This is a genomic window from Pyxidicoccus xibeiensis (assembly GCF_024198175.1).
In the GTDB taxonomy this organism is placed as follows: Bacteria; Myxococcota; Myxococcia; order Myxococcales; family Myxococcaceae; genus Myxococcus; species Myxococcus xibeiensis.
In genome coordinates this window covers 1,593,283-1,609,934 of sequence record NZ_JAJVKV010000001.1, presented here as the reverse complement: position 1 = coordinate 1,609,934, position 16,652 = coordinate 1,593,283, and the positions used below count along the sequence as shown (strand labels likewise).

Below are 16,652 nucleotides of genomic sequence, written 5' to 3'. Positions count from 1 at the left end.
GTCATCCTGCGGGACGCATGAGCCCTCCCGAGCGTCCCCTGTACCTGGACCACAACGCCACCACCCCGGTCGACCCGGAGGTGGTGGACGCGATGCTGCCGTACCTCCGAGAGGAGTTCGGCAATCCCTCCAGCGGGCACCCCTACGGCCGGCGCGCACGCGAGGCGCTGGAGGCGGCGCGCGCGAAGGTGGCGGCACTCATCGGTGCCCGGCCTGGAGACGTCCTCTTCACCTCCGGTGGCACCGAGGCCAACAACCTGGCCATCCGCGGCACCACCGAGGCCCGCGCCGAGCGGCGCCACGTCCTCACCTCCGTCATCGAGCACCCGGCCACCAAGCTGCCGTGCGACACGCTGGAGTGGCGCGGCTGGCGCGTGACGTGGCTGCCGGTGGACGCGGACGGCCGCGTGCGCGTGGAGGACGCGGCGCGGGCCCTGGACGCGGCGGGCGCGGACACCGCGCTGGTGACGCTGATTCACGCCAACAACGAGACGGGCGTGCTGCAGCCGGTGGCCGAGGTGGCCGCGCTGGCGCACCGGCACGGCGCCACCGTCCACACGGACGCGGCCCAGTCGGTGGGCAAGGTGCCGGTGGACGTGGAGTCGCTCGGCGTGGACCTCCTCACCCTGGTGGGCCACAAGCTCCGGGCGCCCAAGGGCGTGGGTGCACTGTACGTGCGGCCGGGCACGCCGCTGCGGCCCTTCGTGCTGGGCGGAGGGCAGGAGCGGGGCCTGCGGCCGGGGACGGAGAACGTGCCCTACGCCGTGGCGCTGGGCACCGCGTGTGAGCTGGCGCGCGTGCGGCTGTCGCGGGGCACCGCGGCCCGGGCGGCCCTGCGGGACAGGCTGTGGGAGCGGCTGCGCGCGGAGGTGCCCGGGCTGGTGCTGAACGGCCATCCCACCGAGCGGCTGCCCAACACCCTCAACGTCCGCTTCCCGGGCGTGCGCGGGGGCGCGGTGCTGGCGGCGGCGCCGGAGGTGGCCGCGTCCACCGGCTCGGCCTGTCACGAGGGCGGCGAGTCCGCCTCCCCGGTGCTGCGCGCCATGGGCATCCCCGAGGCCGAGGCCCTGGGCGCGGTGCGCCTGTCACTGGGGCCGGACACCACGGAGGCGGAGGTGGACCGGGCGGCGGCGGCCCTGGCCGGGGCGTGGCGGCGGCTGTCCGGACGCTGAGTGCGTCCTTGGGGGCGGGATTCCGCTCGCCCAAGGCATCGCAATTGCCCCGGGAAGGGGCGCGTGCAATCACTCCGTGGCTGGCGCGTAGCCAGGGTGCCCGCCAGCGCCGGGCGGAGAGGTCATCACGTGAGCTTCCGGGTCGATGTGTGGGAGGGCGCGCGCATCGCGCTGCTCTCACTCCGTTCCAACCGTCTGCGGACCGTACTGACGACGGTGGGCATCGGCGTGGGGGTGTGCACCCTGCTGGCCATCGTCGGCATCATCCAGGGCATCAACCGCTCCTTCGAGGAGCAGCTCAACCAGATTGGCGCCAACACCATTCAAATCTCCAAGTTCCCGTGGACGATGAACGGGGACTGGTGGGCGTACCGCAACCGCAAGAATCTGTCCGCGGACCTGGTGGAGCCCATCATGAACGCGTCCGAGCACGTGCTGGCCGCGGCGCCGGTGTTCTTCGAGCGGGTGGAGGGGCGCTTCCTGGACCGGAGAATCAACGCGGTGACGCTGGTGGGCACCTCGGCCGAGTACTCCACGGTGTCCTCCTTCGTCCTGGAGAGCGGCCGCTTCCTCACCCAGGCGGACGTGGACCACCGCGCGGCGGTGGCGGTCATCGGCGCGGAGCTGTCCCGCACGCTCTTTCCCGGCCTCAACCCGCTGGGGCACCGCATCTACCTGGAGGGCAAGCCCTTTCGCGTGGTGGGGACGCTGGAGGCCAAGGGCACCATCCTCGGAGAGAACCAGGACCTGGTGGTGGCCATCCCCTTCCGCACCTTCCTGTCGCACTACGGCAACCGGCACTCGCCCAACATCGCGGTGGCGGTGACGTCGCCGGAGCACGTGCTCGACGTGCAGGACGCGCTGACGGCGGTGCTGCGCCGGGAGCGCAGCACGCCGCCCGGGACTCCGGACGACTTCGCCATCAACCGCCCCGAGCAGCTCGCCAACATGTACGCCCAGCTCACGGGCGCGCTCTACGGCGCGGCCACGGGCGTGGGCCTGATTACGCTGCTGGTGGGTGGCATCGGCATCATGAACATCATGCTGGTGTCGGTGCGCGAGCGGACGCGGGAGATTGGCGTACGGCGCGCGCTGGGGGCTCGCAAGCGCACCATCATCCTGCAGTTCCTGATGGAGGCCTCGTGCGTGTCCGCGCTGGGCGGGGCCATGGGCACGCTGGTGGGGCTGGGGCTGGCGCGGACGATATCGCTGATTACGCCGCTGGCGGCCGCGGTGGAGCCGCTGACGGTGGTGGGCGGCGTGGGCTTCGCGGCGATGGTGGGGCTGCTGTTCGGCATCTGGCCGGCGGCGCGGGCGGCGAACCTGGACCCGGTGGAAGCGCTCCGCCATGAGTGACGGGAGCGGGCGGCGATGAATGCACTCTGGGACACCCTGCGGCTGGCGTTCGGGACGTTCGTCTCGAATCCGCTGCGCTCCTTCCTGACGTTGCTGGGCATCGTCATCGGCGCCACCACGGTGGTGGCGATGATGGGGCTCATCCAGGGGCTGCGCAACCAGGTGAACGAGAGCCTGTCCGAGCTGGGCACCAACTGCTTCCAGGTGCAGCGGCTGCCCTTCGGCGGCGAGCTGACGCCGGCGCAGCTGGCGAAGCGGCCTCGGCTGAACGAGGGAGATTTGGAGGCCATCCGCCAGCAGCCGTCGGTGCTGACGGCGGCGGCGGAGGACTCGAAGGGGGGACAGAAGGTGTCCACGGCGCAGCGCGAGTCGCGCTCGAGCGTGAGCATCTGGGCGGGGACGCCGGAGTACTTCCAGACGAACTCGGTGATGCTGTCGGCGGGGCGGGCCTTCACGGACACGGAGTACCTGGACGGCCGGCGCGTGGCGGTGATTGGCGCGGATCTGGCGGACACGCTGTTTCCAGGGGTGGAGGCGCTGGGCCAGACGGTGCGCATCCAGGGGCGCAGCTTCCTGGTGGTGGGGACGCTGAAGCGCAAGGGCGGCTTCCTCGGCGGTGGCGGCCAGGACAACAACGTGATGATGCCGCTGTCGGTGTTCAAGCAGCTCTTCGGGGTGCGGGACTACCGGGTGAGCATCCAGGCGCACTCGGCGGAGCTGGTGCAGCGCGCGCAGGACGAGGTGACGCTGCTCATGCGGCGGCGGCATGGGCTGAAGCCGACGGAGGAGGACGACTTCTTCGTGTTCTCCAACGAGAGCGCCACGGAGATGTTCAACAACATCTCCCAGGTCATCTCGGTGGCGAGCTTCGGGGTGTGCCTGCTGTCGCTCCTGGTGGGCGGCATCGGCATCCTGAACATCATGCTGGTGGCGGTGACGGAGCGGACGCGGGAGATAGGCATCCGCAAGGCGCTGGGGGCGAAGAAGCGGCGCATCCTGGCGCAGTTCGCGACGGAGGCGGTGGTGCTGTCGCTGACGGGCGGCGTGCTGGGCGTGGCGCTGGGCGTGGGGCTGGCGCACCTGGCGCGCTGGGTGCTGGGGCTGCCCACGGAGGTGCCGATGTGGGCGGTGCTGCTGTCGCTGGGGATGAGCTGCGGGGTGGGGCTGGGCTTCGGCATCTACCCGGCCGCGCGCGCGGCGAAGCTCGACCCCGTGGAGGCGATGCGGACGGAGTAGGGCGCGGGACCAAGGCACTGCCGTCTGCTAGACTGACGTCATGCGTTCAGGATGGCGGCGCTCCTGTCAGCTTGCGCTCGGGGTTGCGTTGGGTTGTGTATCACCCCGCGCAGTGGACCCTGACGTCGTAAGGCCCGGGCCGGGTCAGCCCTTCCTGGAGAAGCTACCGGGGCCGATGCTCGGGCCCTTCGAGAGCTACTCAGCCGCGCTGCTCGCTGCCTGCAAGAAGATTCTCGAGAAGCCTCACGCGAGCGCGGGACGTCAGGGGCAACAGGAGTCCGGTACATTCTGGCGGACCTCCAGCGAATACTGCGCATGGGTGTATTACACGCCGGACGACCAGTACCTGGTGAGCAAGCTGACGGACCAGTCGATGGTCGACCCGCTGAACCGGAGCAAGAACTGCGTGCTGCCTTCCGAGGTGGAGGACCCACGCCATCCTGCCAGCAGCATCAAGTACATCTTCGCCCTCCATAACCACCCCCACGGAAGCATGCTCTCCAAGAGCGATATTCGCGTCATCGTCGACAAGGGGAGCATGCATGGCTTCGAGACCCGGACACGTGAAGGCGTTGTCCGGCTCGCCGTCGTTGCGTTCTACTCCCACGACGTGTCGAATTCGACCTGCGATGGATTCCACCAATATGTCCCCGTGACCGGGCAGATCATGAACTGGACCCAGACGCGAGGTCGGTGGCGTTGTGAGCAGACTGGGCGCGTAACGTGGAACGGTGACGGAACCGACTTCTCCATCGAGGAGACCCGGGCTCCCTGCTTCGGAGGTTCCCCGTGAGGTGTTTGCTCCTCACGCTGGCCGTTGTGGCTTCTGGGTGTCCGAAGCATGCGGCGCCTCGCATGAGTCCGTTGGATGAGGACCCGTCCATCGTCTTCCCGAAGTTCTTCTCGCAGCCCGCGCAGAGGGTCGGTGCGTCGGGCATCATCCATGACCTGGATGGCGTGACATTCCAGGCCCTCCGCGTTGCTGCTGACGACTTCCTGCCCGTGCCCTCCCGGAGCGGTGCTTGCTGGGAGCGGCAAGCCGCGCACCGTTACCGGGTCATTCGCGAGGCAGACATCATCTTCGTCCGCATCGACATGGACCCCGCAGCTTGCGACCTCAAGGTGCTCCCATTGGATTCGGGAGTTGAATACGCCATCAGCCTCGACGGCCGCATCCTGAGGCGCCGCTTCGATGGCGAGCCCCAGAGCGCGACGGAGGTTCCCGACGCAGGAGCATCAATCGATGCAGGTGAGCCAGGTCCCGTGTCGCCAGTGGGAGCCACCTGGGGCGAGCCGGCACCGGACATCCCCCGAGCATGGCTGGACGGAGGAGTGATTCACGACGGAAGCACGCCGACGATGCCAGGACCGTGAGCGGAACCGCCACCGTCAGGAGCTGACTCGGGCGTACTGGCCCGGTGTCATGCCGACGATGCGCACGTGGCGCTCATGCGAGGGGCCCCACCCGCGTGACGCGGATGAGGCCCCGGTGCTTCAAGCCGTGTGCGGTGTGACTACGGACACGGGGTGCCGCAGATGATCTCCCCGGTGATGGGGTGCTTGTAGCAGGGCGGCTGGCACTCGGCCGAGGCCGAGGCGGGCGTCATGGCAACGCCGAGGCCGAGCACGGCGGCAGCGGCGGTGAGGACCACGGCGATACGGAGGTTCTTGCGAGCAGACATGGTGTGTCTCCTGTTGCGGTGTCCGTACTGCGACGCGAAGTCTCATGCTGGCGTCACCGGATGGCAACAGGCGCTGTGTCTCTGCGCATTCCAGTGCAGCGCCATCGGAAGCCTGCGCATGCAGCGCAAGCCACACGCGCGGCGTGTGCGCGACACGGCGCGCTTCATGCGGCGTGCGTGTAACTATCGCGCGTGTTCGTCCGCGCGCCGTCCTCCACCGGCCCACTGGTAGCCGAGCGTCGCACCGGCGCCGATGAAGCCCAGCGCGATGAGCTCACGCCCGGCCCTCAAGCGGGCATTCGGTCCGGAGAGCTTCGTCAGCACCGCGTGTGCAACGACGCCGAGCAGCGCGCCCGTCGCGGCGCCGCCGAGCGCGCCGAGGTACGCGTCACCACGGTTCCTGCTTCCTCCGAATGCGAGCTCGCCCACGCCCCACGTGCCGAGCGCGGCCAGCGGTGGTGTCAGCACGAGGCCACCGCCGAAGGCAACCACCTCCAGCTCCAGCCAGCGCTCCGGACTGGGCGCCACCGGCCGGAAGAAGAGCAGCCCGATGGTCAGCGAGCCCAGCAGCATCCCCGACGCCGTCTCCGACGCCGTGGCCGCCAGCCGCGTGTCCCCGCCCACGCGCGTCGCACCCCAGACACCTGCGAGCGGAAGGAGGGTCATCCCTCCGTGCGCCGCCCAGAGGCCCGCGGAGAGGGGACGCTCCTCGTCCTCCGGACGCCTGGGCCCACTCATTCCCGGCGGCCGCATGCCTCCGCTGCCCGAGGCGGCGGGGCCGTCCGCCGTGTCGTGAGCGCCACTGTCCGTGGGCGCCCAGTCTTCCGACCTGTCGTCACCAGCGGCTGCGGGGGCCGCGTGAGCTGCCGGCGCGGCCCCAGGCGCTTGTCTCAGCGGCGCATCCGAGGCCGCATGCGCCGCAGGCGCCAGCAGGTACGCCAGCAGCAGCACGGACACGGTGACGGAGGCGCGAGAGACGGAGCAGGGCAGGAACATAGGCACACACGGGCCGCACGTCCTCCGGCCTGGAGCACGGTGGCGGGGAACGGTGTGCACTCCCCGGGCGTGCTTCCACCCTTCCCCGGGCTCCGGGACGTCCAGCACACAGTGTCCCCGCGTCCATCTGTTCGCAGCCGGACGCCACAACCGTTCGGACCCTGCCCGCGGACAGGTGCGTCTGCGGCGCTGAGCGCTTAGCTTCCGGCGGTGAAGCTGGCCTGGTTCGCGTTCGCCGCAGTGCTGGTCACCGGGTGCCCTGCTCCCAACCACCGGCATGACCTGCGCCTGCGCTCGCTGCCCGGGGGCGGGCCGGAGACGCGCTCGCTCGCGTTCTTCCAGTCGCTCGGCGTGTCACTCGAGCCCGGCCACCGCGTGGAGCTGGTGGAGAACGGCCGCATCTTCGACGCCATCGAGGAGGAGGTCCTCGCCGCGCGCACCAGCATCCACATCGCCAGCTACATCTGGCGGCCGGGCGAGCCGTCGGACCGGATGGTGCGCGCGCTCCAGCAACGCCAGCCCGGCGTCACCTGCCGCATCCTGGTGGACCCGCTGGGCAGCATCAACTTCGAGGCAGTGGCGCCCGCCCTGACCGAGGCCGGCTGTGAGACGCGCGTCTACCGCCCCATCCAGGGGGCCTTCGCCGCGCTGGATGCCCAGCGCATCAAGACGCGCATGCACCGCAAGCTGGTGGTGCGCGACGGCGAGGTGGGCCTCACCGGGGGCTGGGGTATCTGGAAGAGCTGGCTCGGCGACGCCGAGGGCCCGGACTTCTGGCGCGACATGAACGTCCGCGTCGAGGGCCCCGCCGTGCGCGAGATGCAGGTGGCCTTCGCCCAGAACTGGCAGGAGTCCGGCGGCGACTTCCTCCGGCCCGAGGACTTCCCGGCGCCCCGGTACTCCGGCGACGCGCGCGCCGGCTTCGTCGCCAGCACCAACAGCCGCTACCTCTCCGATGCCCGGCGGATGACGCTGCTCACCATCGCCGCGGCGAGGCAGCGGCTGTGGATTGCCAACTCGTACTTCATCCCCTCCGACGCCATCAGCGACATGCTCATCGAGAAGGTGAAGCAGGGCGTGGACGTGCGCGTGCTCGTGCCCGGGCGGCACCACGACATCGCCCCGGTCCACGCGGCGCAGCGCGCCTCCTACGAGCGGCTGCTCGAGGGCGGCGTGCGCATCTGGGAGTACGAGCTGTCCATGATGCACGCCAAGACGATGCTCGTGGACGACTCGCTGTCCGTCATCGGCTCCACCAACATGGACCCGCTGGCGCTGAGCACGTCGGACGAGTGCTCGGTGGTGGTGGAGGACGCGGAGCTGGCCGCGCGGCTGGCCGGGGCCTTCGAGAAGGACCTGGTCCGCTCGCGCGAAATCCACTGGGAGGGGTGGAGGCGGCGCGGGCTCTTGCAGAAGCTGGGCGAGCAGCTTCCTTGGATTATCGGCGACTACCTCTGAGCGGCCCCTCTTGGGAGCGGCACGCGTCGCGGCACCATGCTAGAGCGCGGGGGCATGGACAGCAGGAACGTGGCGGACCGGGCCCTCGTCCGCGAGGCGCGGCCCGAGGATGACGCGGTGGTGGGAGAGCTGCTCGTCGAGGCCTTCATCACCCAGTACGCGAAGAAGCTCCCCGAGGTCGTCTACACCGAGCAGCGCAAGGCGGAGCTGCGTGACGTGGCCGCGCGCCGCAAGGTGGCCACGGTGCTGGTGGCGGAGGTGGACGGCGAGGTGGTGGGCACGGTGGCCCTCCTCCCTCCGGGCGCGGAGGGCTCCGAGGCGTGGCTGCCGAACTCGGCGGACCTGCGCGGTCTCGCCACGTCGGTGCGCCACCACGGCTCGGGCCTGGGCAAGCCGCTGCTGGACGCGGCCGAGGCCCTGGCGCGCAAGTGGAACATGGACGCCGTGTGCCTCCACGTCCGCAAGGGCGCGGAGGGCGTGGCGCGCATGTACATGAAGCGCGGCTACGTGCGCGAGCCGGTGGGAGACATGTCGCTGCCGAGCGTCTTCCTCGAGGCGTACGTGCTGCGCCTCAAGGGCTGACGCCGGGGCTCACAGGCCGAGCACGCTCATGGGCACGCGGTAGATGTCGCCCGTGCCGCTGCCGATGCCCTGGAGGGGCGGTGTGCCGGTGAAGGGGCGGGTGCTGCTGAAGTAGAGCCACTTCCCGTCCGGCGTGACGCTGTGGTTGTAGTCGCTGGCTCGCGAGTTGATGCCCTCTGCGAGCCGTTGTGCCTGCTCCCAGCGTCCGTCAGGGAGCCTGCGGCTGAGGTACAGGTCATACCCGCCGAGGCCATCGGGGCGGCGCAGGGCGCTGAAGAGGAGGTAGCGCTCGTCCGGCGCAATCCAGGGCTCCAGCTCGTGCGCGCTCGTGTTGATGGCGTCGCCCAGGTTCTCCGGAGGCTGGTACACGCCGTCCACGAGGCGGGAGACCCACAGGTCGCTGCCGCCCCGGGTGCCGGCGCGCTCGCCGCCGAAGTAGAGGTTTCCATTGGCGGCCACGGCAGGGGACCACTCGTCGAGGCTCGCGTCATTCACCGGAGCGGGGAGGCGCGTGGCTTCGCCCCATTCGCCGTCGGGTTGCAGAGAAGCGGACCAGATGTCGTAGCTCGCGCGTGGCTCCGTCTCTCCGGGATGATGTGGGCGGTTGGAGATGAAGAACACGGTGCGCCCGTCCGGGGAGATGTGTGGGTCCGCGTTGCTCCACTGGGTCGCGAAGCGTGGCTTGATGGGCTGGGACCACGTCCCGTCCTCGCCGAGCCGGGTCTCGAACAGCTCGTAGCGCTCGAAGGCGTCATCGGCGCGGCCGAAGAGCACGCGCCGCTGGTCGGAGGAGAAGGCCAGGAAGAAGTCCCAGGCGCCTGTGGTGAAGAGGCCCACGCCATACAGCTCCGGGGCGCCGGGTTGCTTCGCCGGTGTGAGCTGCGGCGTGGGCGCGCGACAGCTGGCGATTACTGTGAGCAGTAACAGGACGAGCCACGACGGAGTCGAATGGGCGGTGGTGGCTTCAGGCAGGTCGAGCATGCTTCGGGCCTCTGGCTTTCCGGTGCAGTGGCTCGTGGCAGTAGCATCGGGCCGTGGCGCGAAACTTTGGGAATGTTGCGGCGTCGCGGCCAGGTCTCCCCGACAGGCCGAGCGGCTACTACGTGCTCGCGGAGGACGCGTCATTTGGCGCGGGGGACTGCGTGTGTTGCGCGGACGCTCGCAGCCCGCTCTCCGAGGGAGAGCACCCGCGTGCCCACATCAGCGTGATGCTGGCCGGTGCCTTCCATGCCCGGTCTCGGCAGGGTGCGCGGGTGGTGGGGCCGGGCGCGCTGCTGCTCGGCAACGCGTCGGCGCCGTACGAGTATCGGCACGTCGACGCGGGCGGAGACCGCTCCATCGTCTTCGACTATGGGGAGGCGCTGCTGGAGGACATGGGGCGCTCGCTCGGGATGCGGCTGACCGGAGCGCGGGCTTTCGAGGGAGTCTGCATTCCCGCGTCGCCGGCCTCGGCGGAGGCCGTGGTCCTCGCGCAGGAGGCGCTGCGTGGTGGCGAGCCGGACGCGCTGCGCGAGGCCGCGCTGACGGTCGCGGAAGTCGCACTGGCGGCGGACCGTGGTGGTGCGGTTGCCGGAGCCGAGCTGTCCTCACGGCAGGCCCGGCGAATCACCCGGACGCTGCGGTACGTGGAGGCCCATGGCGCGGAGGACTGCTCGCTCGACGCGCTGGCGGCGCTCGCGGGGCTGAGCAGCTTCCACTTCCTGCGGCTCTTCCGGGCGATGACGGGACAGACGCCGCGGCAGTTCGTCATCGCCACCCGGCTGCGGATGGCGGCAATGGCGCTGCGGACACGGCGCGAGCCCATCACAGAGGTGGCGATGGACGCGGGCTTCGGGGACCTGTCGCACTTCACGGCGAGCTTCACGCGCGTATTCGGTGTGTCGCCGCGCGACTACCGGAAGCGGCATGGGGTCGCTGCTCGCGCCGGCTTCCTCGCGAGGCGTCCCTGAAAGGAATCCGTGGCTGGGCCTGCCCTCGAGGGGTGGGCAGTTCGGCACGTCAGCCGAAGCGACACCTTCTGACATACGGGGATAGCCCAGTGTGGCCGAAGAAGCTGCGGAACCGAGGCAACTTCAGGCTGTTGACTTCCACACGACGCGCAAGCACCTTTGCGTCCGCGTTGGGGCATCCGGTCGCGTGCAGCATATCTGGAACTTCCGAGAGCGCGGTATTCGCGGGGGGCACGGGGTTTGGGGCTGCGTAAGTTCCCAGCAGGGGTTGAGACGGTCGCGAACGAATGGGCGCAGACGGCCATTCTGGAGCGCGCTTGGAAGCACACGGCGGAGGCTCCACTTGGCGAGTCCAAGCCGTTCTACGTCCGTAGCGGCGACCTTGCCGGGGTCGCCAAGCCGAGGGAGACCAAGCCTCCCCCAGAGACGTGGCCCCGCGCCGCCATAGAGAAGATCTGCGCTGATCTCGCCTACGAGTTGGATCTGCCGGTTCCACCTGCAATCCTGTGGAGGGCATCCAAGAAGCTGGATCTCCCTATAAAAACGCTTTCTGTCTCCCTCTTTCCTTTTGATGGCCCCATCGTTCCCTGGGGAGCTGTCGAAGATGACCCCGCCTCTGTGGAGCATCTTCTCCCACACTTCCTTGAACCAGGATCGGCACTCGTGGCCTTCGACTCTTGGGTCGGCAACACCGACCGCAAGAACCCGGGTAACCTCATTTTCAAGGAAGAGGAGGACCCGAGCCTAGTCCGGGTCGCGTACATTGATTTCGCGGGGTCACTTATGTTCGGGCTCTCTGCTGGCGCGGATCCCAGCGCCGTAGCTCCTGTGCTCGCCTACCCGGACGCTAGCCAACTGGACGTTCACGTACTCAAAACTACGATTGAAGCAATCGAGCGCCTGCCTCGCTCGAAGATTGGTGAGATTGTGGGTCGGATTCCCGATGAGTTTCTGTCAGCTAGTCAGAAGCACGGGATACAGAGCGGACTGGTGGAGAGGCAGTCGACTCTGCGGGCGTCGTTGGTTAAGTTCTTTGGGGAGCTAGCATGGGCTGGAGAGCCGGAAACATGTGGGTAGCCCTTATCGAGTTCCGACGAGATCCCACCCGTCCGTCCGAGGACCGAATCCCATTGGGCCTTGCCATGGGGTTTGAATCTCGGAACGGGAAGACGCGGTTCCTTGTGTTGTGGACTCGCGACCCGGAGCAATTCTCTCAAAGGGAGCGTACCGCACTAGGCCCCACTTATCGTCGCCTGCTCCTCGAACGCCCAGGATACATCGCCCGTGCCTTCGAGCGGGCCGCGCGCGGTACACAGCGGCCACTTGAGGCCCTAAAGAATCTTGCTGAGGAAAACAGGGCGGCTCTATTCGTGACGGAACCGCAGGAAGTCGAGGTACCGCGCTCCTTTCTGGTACCGATGCAGACGCGAGTCCGCACTGTCTTCCACGAAGTCGTCACAGCATTTATGGCAGGGGCTCGGCCACAAGACTTGGCGACCCCTCGTCGGAAACGATTCCTCCGCGAGCGCTCCGTTCCCGCTGAACTGCCAGATCCTTGGATGCTCGGACGTCGGTTCAACGGTCAGAGCTGGGCTGCGGCGGTTAGTTAGAGGAACTCACAGGCGTATTGTGACAGGCCCTCCAAGCTGGGTTTCGTTTCAATTGGGGGCCTCAAGGAGCTTGGTTTCCTAGCGAATCAGGGACGAACGACCGGCTACATGCACTGGCGTTTCGTAGCCGCGTGTTCCTCCCGTGCAACGAAGTATCGGAGCCTGTACTCCCTCGGAGCCAACAAGGCCCTCTGTGCATCCCTCAAGACCACCTCGGCACGCATGAGACGCGCTGCTAGGGCTCGCCGCATCTCCATTCGGGTCTACATTCGCAATAGGGGAGCGCCTGCACGGCGGTGCTCGCCGTCCTCAGAATCGCCGGTGAGATTTTCGCGGTGCCGATCGACCCCGTTTGCTCCGCCCGCTTCCCCCCGTAGCCCCAGCTGACAACACCACGACGCCGCCCCCCACCCCCTTGTTCTGCGAAGCGCCCGCGCGCCCGGAGGCAGGGGGTTTGGGGTCTTGACGTCACCAACATGAACGTTGTCGGTTCATCCCTCGGCTCGCCGAGCCTCTTCGCCTCGTGGAAGGAGCGTTCCTTCCGGCCAACGAAGCACCGAGGGGGTACGTCCCTGCCCTGGCTCAGTCGCGCAGCGGCAGCACGAAGCCGAGCTGGAAGCGCGTGCCGGCGTGCTCCGGACGCACCGTGGCGCTGACGGCGACGCCCCGGCCATTCTCGGTGGAGACGACCTCGGCGCGGAGCTGCCCGTTCTCCGTGGCGCCCCGGAAGAGGAACACCTCGGCGGCCTGGGTGAAGATGGCGGAGACCTCCTCGCCGCCCGAGCCGGCCGGGAGCTGGTCCCTCACCCAGGTGGCGAAGCGGACGATTCGGCCCGTCAGCAACTGCGCCGGCAGCGGCACCGCATAGCCTCCGCCGTACACCGTGGGCGCCGCGGCCAGCAGCACCGCGTCCGTGTTGCGCCCGCTGCCCAGTCCCATGATGCCCCGCTCCTCCAGACGCGCCTGCGCGCGGATGGGGAGGAAGTGCTCGGTGGGAATCGACAGCCCCTTGTCCCGGCCCGCCGGCAGCTCCCACATCGACGGAGCACGCACGCCGCCAGGCTGCCCCATGATGCGCGCGAAGGCGCCCGTGTCGCGGAAGCTCGACACCATCATCGTCGCCACCGCGAACGCGGGGCTGGTGAAGCACGTGCGCTTCCCCTGGCCACGGCCCTCGCTCGTCGCCACCACGCGGTTGAGCACCGCGCACAGCCAGCGCGCCGACTCGTCCTGTCGCAGCTCCTTCCACGCGTCGGAGACGTTGTCGCGCTCCTCCTCCAGCGCCAGGGACAGCTCGCCCGGCGCCACGCCCAGCAGTGACGGCGACACCGCCGCCACCACCGGCACCTGTGCGCGCTCACCCAGCGCCGCGAGCTTGCCGAGCAGCCCGACGTCATCCGTGGCGTCCACCACGAACACGGCATCCGGCCGCTCGAACGGCTCGGCCGCGAGCTCGGCCTGGAGCGCGTCCATGAGCCAGGGGCGGGCCACGTCGAGCACCTCCACCGCGAGCCCCGAGCCCTTGGGGTTCTGGTCCACCAGCCACTTCAGGCCGCGCCACGCGGACTCCAGCTGCGCGACGGGCTCCGCGGCGAGGAGGTCCTTCGCCGTGCTCAGCATCGCCTCCTCCACGAGGTCCCGGGCCGTCTTGCTCGCGGAGACGGGCTTCGACGCCGAGCCGGAGGACGACGCGGGGACCTTCGGGTTGATGGCTCGCAGGAAGGCGTCCACCGCGCGCGACGCCGCGGCGGGCGAGCTCGGGTCGGCGCGGTTGAGCAGGGACTCCACCAGGTCGTCCCCCTTCCCGGGCTCGGAGGGCTCGGAGGGCGGCGGGGGCGCGACGGGCAGGGGCGTCACGGTGGCGCGCAGCGCCTCGGCCACCGCGTCGGGGAGGCGGCCTGGCCCAGTGATGGTGGCCACGCGGGTGGCGGCCTCCTCGGCGGACAGCGCGCGGAGCGGGTCCGAGCGGGACAGCTCCTCGTGCAGGGCGTGGAGCGCGCGCAGCTCTGGGACGGTGGTGACGAGGTCCGCGAGGCCGAAGGCGCGGAGCCGGTCGAACGACAGCTCCACGGTGCGCGTGTCACTGGCGCCCAGCCGGTCCGGCACGGTGACGCGCAGGCCGGTGGCGGCGCGCGCGAGCTCGGAGGCGAAGGACTCGGAGGTGACGTGGAAGCGCCGGCCGGAGGGAGACGGAGAGAAGGCTCCCGCCACCAGCCACCGCACACGCGCTCCCTCTGCACTGCTGCCGCTCTGACTCATGGACCGTTCCCGCCTGCCAGTATCGTGGAGGCCGCTACGTTACCGCGTCGGAGGGCCAATGGAGGAAGGGGGTTCGCATCACTCCGCCAGCGGGCGTGCACCGACCCCGCACCGCCATTAGCCTTCACACGCCATGTCCATCCGCAAGGACTACATCGAGCGGCTCATCGAGCAGTTCGTCGCCGCGCTGGCCCGCATCGTCCAGGCCCGCCGGGAGCAGCGCCATGCCGAGGCCCAGCAGCTCATCCATGACACCGCGCTCTCCTCGCTCGGCATGGAGTACGGCGCCCTGCTCCTCGCGGACCCCGCTTCCACGGCGCGGCTGCTCGGAGACCCCACGCGGGTGAAGGTCCTCGCCCGCCTCGTGGCGGAGGACGGGGAGAACCTCCTCGCCCAGGGGGACCCGGCCACCGCCGCCGCCCGCTTCCAGTACGCGCTCGCGCTGTACGCCGAGGCCCGGGCCGCAGGCCTCCAGCCGGACGCCGACGACACCGCGACGCTCTCTCGGCTCCTCGCGCACCTGGGCCAGGACGCTCGCGCCTGAGGCCTCGGGGCGTCGCTTCCGACCCGCCCGCCTCAGCGGAAATGATCTCGCACGTCCGGGGAGCCGGCCCACCAGCACTCGCCCGCCTGCTCGCGAGATGACGCTCCGCGTCCCGTCGCATCCCCTCGGAATCCGGCCATCTGTGAGACATGACGCCCCGCATTGGTCGCCTATCCAGCACTCGCCCTGGCTGAAGGCGCGAGTTTCGGCCCGGTCCACGACAGCGCTGCTCTGGCCCGGGTTGCCGGGTCATCCACGCTCGCGCTTATGATGGGGCGCACTGCCTCACGCAGCCACCTGGGGGGTGCGCGTGTCCTTCATCAAGCTTCCTGAGAGTGTTGTCTCCTGTCGCAACCTGGTGGGCGGTGAGTGGCTCGTGCCTTCGGGCGCGAGCCTGCTCGACGTAAAAAGCCCCTACACCGGCACCGTCATCGGCCGGGTTCCTCTAACGCCCGCCGCGGGAGTCTCCCAGGCCGTGGAGGCCGCGCGTCCCGCCGCGGCCCTCTGGCGCAACACCGCGCTGCGAGAGCGCACCCAGCACCTGCTGCGCTTCCGCCAGCTGCTGGAGCAGCACCTGGACCGGCTCGCCCACCTCGCCGCCAGCGAGGCCGGCAAGACGGTGGGCGAGGCCCGCGCCGGGCTCCTCAAGGGCATGGAGGTGACGGACTTCGCCCTGTCGCTGCAGAACCTCGACACCGGCGGCCACATGGAGGTCAGCCGCGGCGTCACCTGTGAGTTCCGCCGCGAGCCGCTGGGCATCGTCGCGGGCATCACCCCCTTCAACTTCCCGGCGATGGTGCCGATGTGGATGTTCCCCATCGCCGTCACGCTGGGCAACGCCTTCATCCTCAAGCCCTCCGAAAAGGTGCCCCTCACGGCGTGCGCGCTCGGCGAGCTGATGTGCGAGGCGGGCTACCCACCCGGCGTCTTCTCCGTCGTGCACGGCGGCAAGGAGGCCGTGGACGCGCTGGTGGCCCACCCGGACGTGCAGGCCATCGGCTTCGTGGGCTCGTCCGCCGTCGCGCGGCACCTGTACGCGGAGGGCTGCAAGCGCGGCAAGCGCGTGCTCGCGCTGGGCAGCGCCAAGAATCACGTCATCGTCGTCCCCGACGCGGACCCCGAGCTCACCCCGCAGGCCGTGGTGGACTCGTTCACCGGGTGCGCGGGCCAGCGCTGCATGGCCGCCAGCGTGCTGCTGGCCGTCGGCGACGTGGAGCCGCTCATCCAGGACATCGTCCGCCGCGCGTCCCGCATGGAGGTCGGCCCCGGCATGGGCGCCCTCATCGACCGGGGCGCGGTGGACCGGCTGGAGACGGCCATTGCCCGCGCGACGGAAGAGGGCGCGAAGCTGCTGCTCGACGGGCGCGGCCGTCGCCCCACCGGCGAGGCCTGGGCGGGAGGCAACTGGCTGGGCCCCACGCTGCTGGACGGCGTGCGCCCGGACATGGAGGCCGCGAAGCGCGAGCTGTTCGGCCCCGTGCTCTCCATCATCCGCGTGCCCACGCTGTCCGCGGCGCTGGAAATCGAGAACGCGTCGCCCTACGGCAACGCGGCCTCCATCTTCACGACCAATGGCGCGGTGGCGCAGACGGTGGTGGAGAACGCGCGCGCCGGCATGGTGGGCGTCAACGTGGGCGTCCCCGTACCGCGCGAGCCGTTCTCCTTCGGGGGCACCGGTGACTCGCGCTTCGGCCACGGCGACATCACCGGCCCGTCCAGCCTCGACTTCTGGACGCAGGTGAAGAAGGTCACCCGCAAGTGGTCGGCCCGCACCGACGGCTCGTGGATGAGCTGAAGCCTCCTTCCCA

The 16,652-nt window shown here is 69.7% G+C and carries 15 protein-coding genes; 11 read left to right on the top strand and 4 right to left on the bottom strand.

Annotated features, from left to right (window positions below; translation table 11 throughout):
• The first annotated feature begins 17 nt into the window (after positions 1–17).
• The 5 genes from LXT23_RS06500 to LXT23_RS06480 all read left to right on the top strand — a co-directional run bounded on the left by LXT23_RS06500 (position 18) and on the right by LXT23_RS06480 (position 5,138).
• Positions 18–1,172, top strand: coding sequence for a cysteine desulfurase family protein (locus LXT23_RS06500; RefSeq protein ID WP_253979184.1), 1,155 nt, complete (start codon positions 18–20; stop codon positions 1,170–1,172).
• Between the two features lie 129 nt (positions 1,173–1,301).
• Entirely contained in the window at positions 1,302–2,528 is a 1,227-nt protein-coding gene (locus LXT23_RS06495) for an ABC transporter permease (protein WP_253979183.1), read from the top strand.
• 15 nt (positions 2,529–2,543) lie between these two features.
• On the top strand, positions 2,544–3,764 hold the full coding sequence (locus tag LXT23_RS06490; protein WP_253979182.1) for an ABC transporter permease: 1,221 nt from the start codon (positions 2,544–2,546) through the stop codon (positions 3,762–3,764).
• A gap of 175 nt (positions 3,765–3,939) precedes the next feature.
• Positions 3,940–4,557, top strand: coding sequence for a hypothetical protein (locus LXT23_RS06485; protein ID WP_253979181.1), 618 nt, complete (start codon positions 3,940–3,942; stop codon positions 4,555–4,557).
• A gap of 62 nt (positions 4,558–4,619) precedes the next feature.
• The gene (locus tag LXT23_RS06480; RefSeq protein ID WP_253979180.1) at positions 4,620–5,138 is read left to right on the top strand and encodes a hypothetical protein; all 519 of its coding nucleotides are present in this window, start codon (positions 4,620–4,622) and stop codon (positions 5,136–5,138) included.
• Between the two features lie 140 nt (positions 5,139–5,278).
• Here LXT23_RS06480 and LXT23_RS06475 read toward each other — a convergent pair whose 3' ends face one another.
• Together LXT23_RS06475 and LXT23_RS06470 are read right to left on the bottom strand one after the other, a co-directional pair.
• Positions 5,279–5,446 (bottom strand): hypothetical protein, encoded by a 168-nt coding sequence (locus tag LXT23_RS06475; RefSeq protein ID WP_253979179.1) that lies wholly within the window; start codon positions 5,444–5,446, stop codon positions 5,279–5,281.
• A 183-nt stretch (positions 5,447–5,629) separates the two neighbouring features.
• Positions 5,630–6,442: a hypothetical protein gene (locus LXT23_RS06470; protein ID WP_253979540.1), complete on the bottom strand. Its 813-nt coding sequence runs from the start codon at positions 6,440–6,442 to the stop codon at positions 5,630–5,632.
• A gap of 210 nt (positions 6,443–6,652) precedes the next feature.
• Between LXT23_RS06470 and LXT23_RS06465 the strand changes: the two genes are divergently transcribed.
• Both LXT23_RS06465 and LXT23_RS06460 read left to right on the top strand, forming a co-directional pair.
• Positions 6,653–7,900, top strand: coding sequence for a phospholipase D-like domain-containing protein (locus LXT23_RS06465; protein WP_253979178.1), 1,248 nt, complete (start codon positions 6,653–6,655; stop codon positions 7,898–7,900).
• Positions 7,901–7,954: 54 nt separating this feature from the next.
• Entirely contained in the window at positions 7,955–8,482 is a 528-nt protein-coding gene (locus LXT23_RS06460; protein ID WP_253979177.1) for a GNAT family N-acetyltransferase, read from the top strand.
• Between the two features lie 9 nt (positions 8,483–8,491).
• On the opposite strand, the gene LXT23_RS06455 is transcribed toward LXT23_RS06460, so the two are convergent.
• Entirely contained in the window at positions 8,492–9,463 is a 972-nt protein-coding gene (locus tag LXT23_RS06455; RefSeq protein ID WP_253979176.1) for a Xaa-Pro aminopeptidase, read from the bottom strand.
• Positions 9,464–9,516: 53 nt separating this feature from the next.
• On the opposite strand from LXT23_RS06455, the gene LXT23_RS50300 reads away from it, so the two are divergent.
• Positions 9,517–10,431 (top strand): helix-turn-helix transcriptional regulator, encoded by a 915-nt coding sequence (locus tag LXT23_RS50300; protein WP_253979175.1) that lies wholly within the window; start codon positions 9,517–9,519, stop codon positions 10,429–10,431.
• A gap of 240 nt (positions 10,432–10,671) precedes the next feature.
• Entirely contained in the window at positions 10,672–11,508 is an 837-nt protein-coding gene (locus LXT23_RS06445; protein WP_253979174.1) for a hypothetical protein, read from the top strand.
• 1,115 nt (positions 11,509–12,623) lie between these two features.
• Here the strand turns inward: LXT23_RS06445 and LXT23_RS06440 are convergent.
• On the bottom strand, positions 12,624–14,300 hold the full coding sequence (locus tag LXT23_RS06440; RefSeq protein WP_253979173.1) for a type VI secretion system contractile sheath domain-containing protein: 1,677 nt from the start codon (positions 14,298–14,300) through the stop codon (positions 12,624–12,626).
• 133 nt (positions 14,301–14,433) lie between these two features.
• Between LXT23_RS06440 and LXT23_RS06435 the strand changes: the two genes are divergently transcribed.
• Together LXT23_RS06435 and LXT23_RS06430 are read left to right on the top strand one after the other, a co-directional pair.
• Entirely contained in the window at positions 14,434–14,844 is a 411-nt protein-coding gene (locus LXT23_RS06435; RefSeq protein ID WP_253979172.1) for a hypothetical protein, read from the top strand.
• A 310-nt stretch (positions 14,845–15,154) separates the two neighbouring features.
• Entirely contained in the window at positions 15,155–16,639 is a 1,485-nt protein-coding gene (locus LXT23_RS06430; RefSeq protein WP_253979171.1) for a CoA-acylating methylmalonate-semialdehyde dehydrogenase, read from the top strand.
• Positions 16,640–16,652 lie beyond the last annotated feature (13 nt).

Bases quoted from the DNA above. Each gene is read 5' to 3' on its own strand.
- LXT23_RS06500 (WP_253979184.1), top strand. From the start codon at position 18: ATGAGCCCTCCCGAGCGTCCCCTGTACCTGGACCACAACGCCACCACC.
- LXT23_RS06435 (WP_253979172.1), top strand. From the start codon at position 14,434: ATGTCCATCCGCAAGGACTACATCGAGCGGCTCATCGAGCAGTTCGTC.
- LXT23_RS06475 (WP_253979179.1), bottom strand. From the start codon at position 5,446: ATGTCTGCTCGCAAGAACCTCCGTATCGCCGTGGTCCTCACCGCCGCT.
- LXT23_RS06440 (WP_253979173.1), bottom strand. From the start codon at position 14,300: ATGAGTCAGAGCGGCAGCAGTGCAGAGGGAGCGCGTGTGCGGTGGCTG.
- LXT23_RS06480 (WP_253979180.1), top strand. From the start codon at position 4,620: ATGAGTCCGTTGGATGAGGACCCGTCCATCGTCTTCCCGAAGTTCTTC.
- LXT23_RS06455 (WP_253979176.1), bottom strand. From the start codon at position 9,463: ATGCTCGACCTGCCTGAAGCCACCACCGCCCATTCGACTCCGTCGTGG.
- LXT23_RS06460 (WP_253979177.1), top strand. From the start codon at position 7,955: ATGGACAGCAGGAACGTGGCGGACCGGGCCCTCGTCCGCGAGGCGCGG.
- LXT23_RS06490 (WP_253979182.1), top strand. From the start codon at position 2,544: ATGAATGCACTCTGGGACACCCTGCGGCTGGCGTTCGGGACGTTCGTC.
- LXT23_RS06470 (WP_253979540.1), bottom strand. From the start codon at position 6,442: ATGTTCCTGCCCTGCTCCGTCTCTCGCGCCTCCGTCACCGTGTCCGTG.
- LXT23_RS06485 (WP_253979181.1), top strand. From the start codon at position 3,940: ATGCTCGGGCCCTTCGAGAGCTACTCAGCCGCGCTGCTCGCTGCCTGC.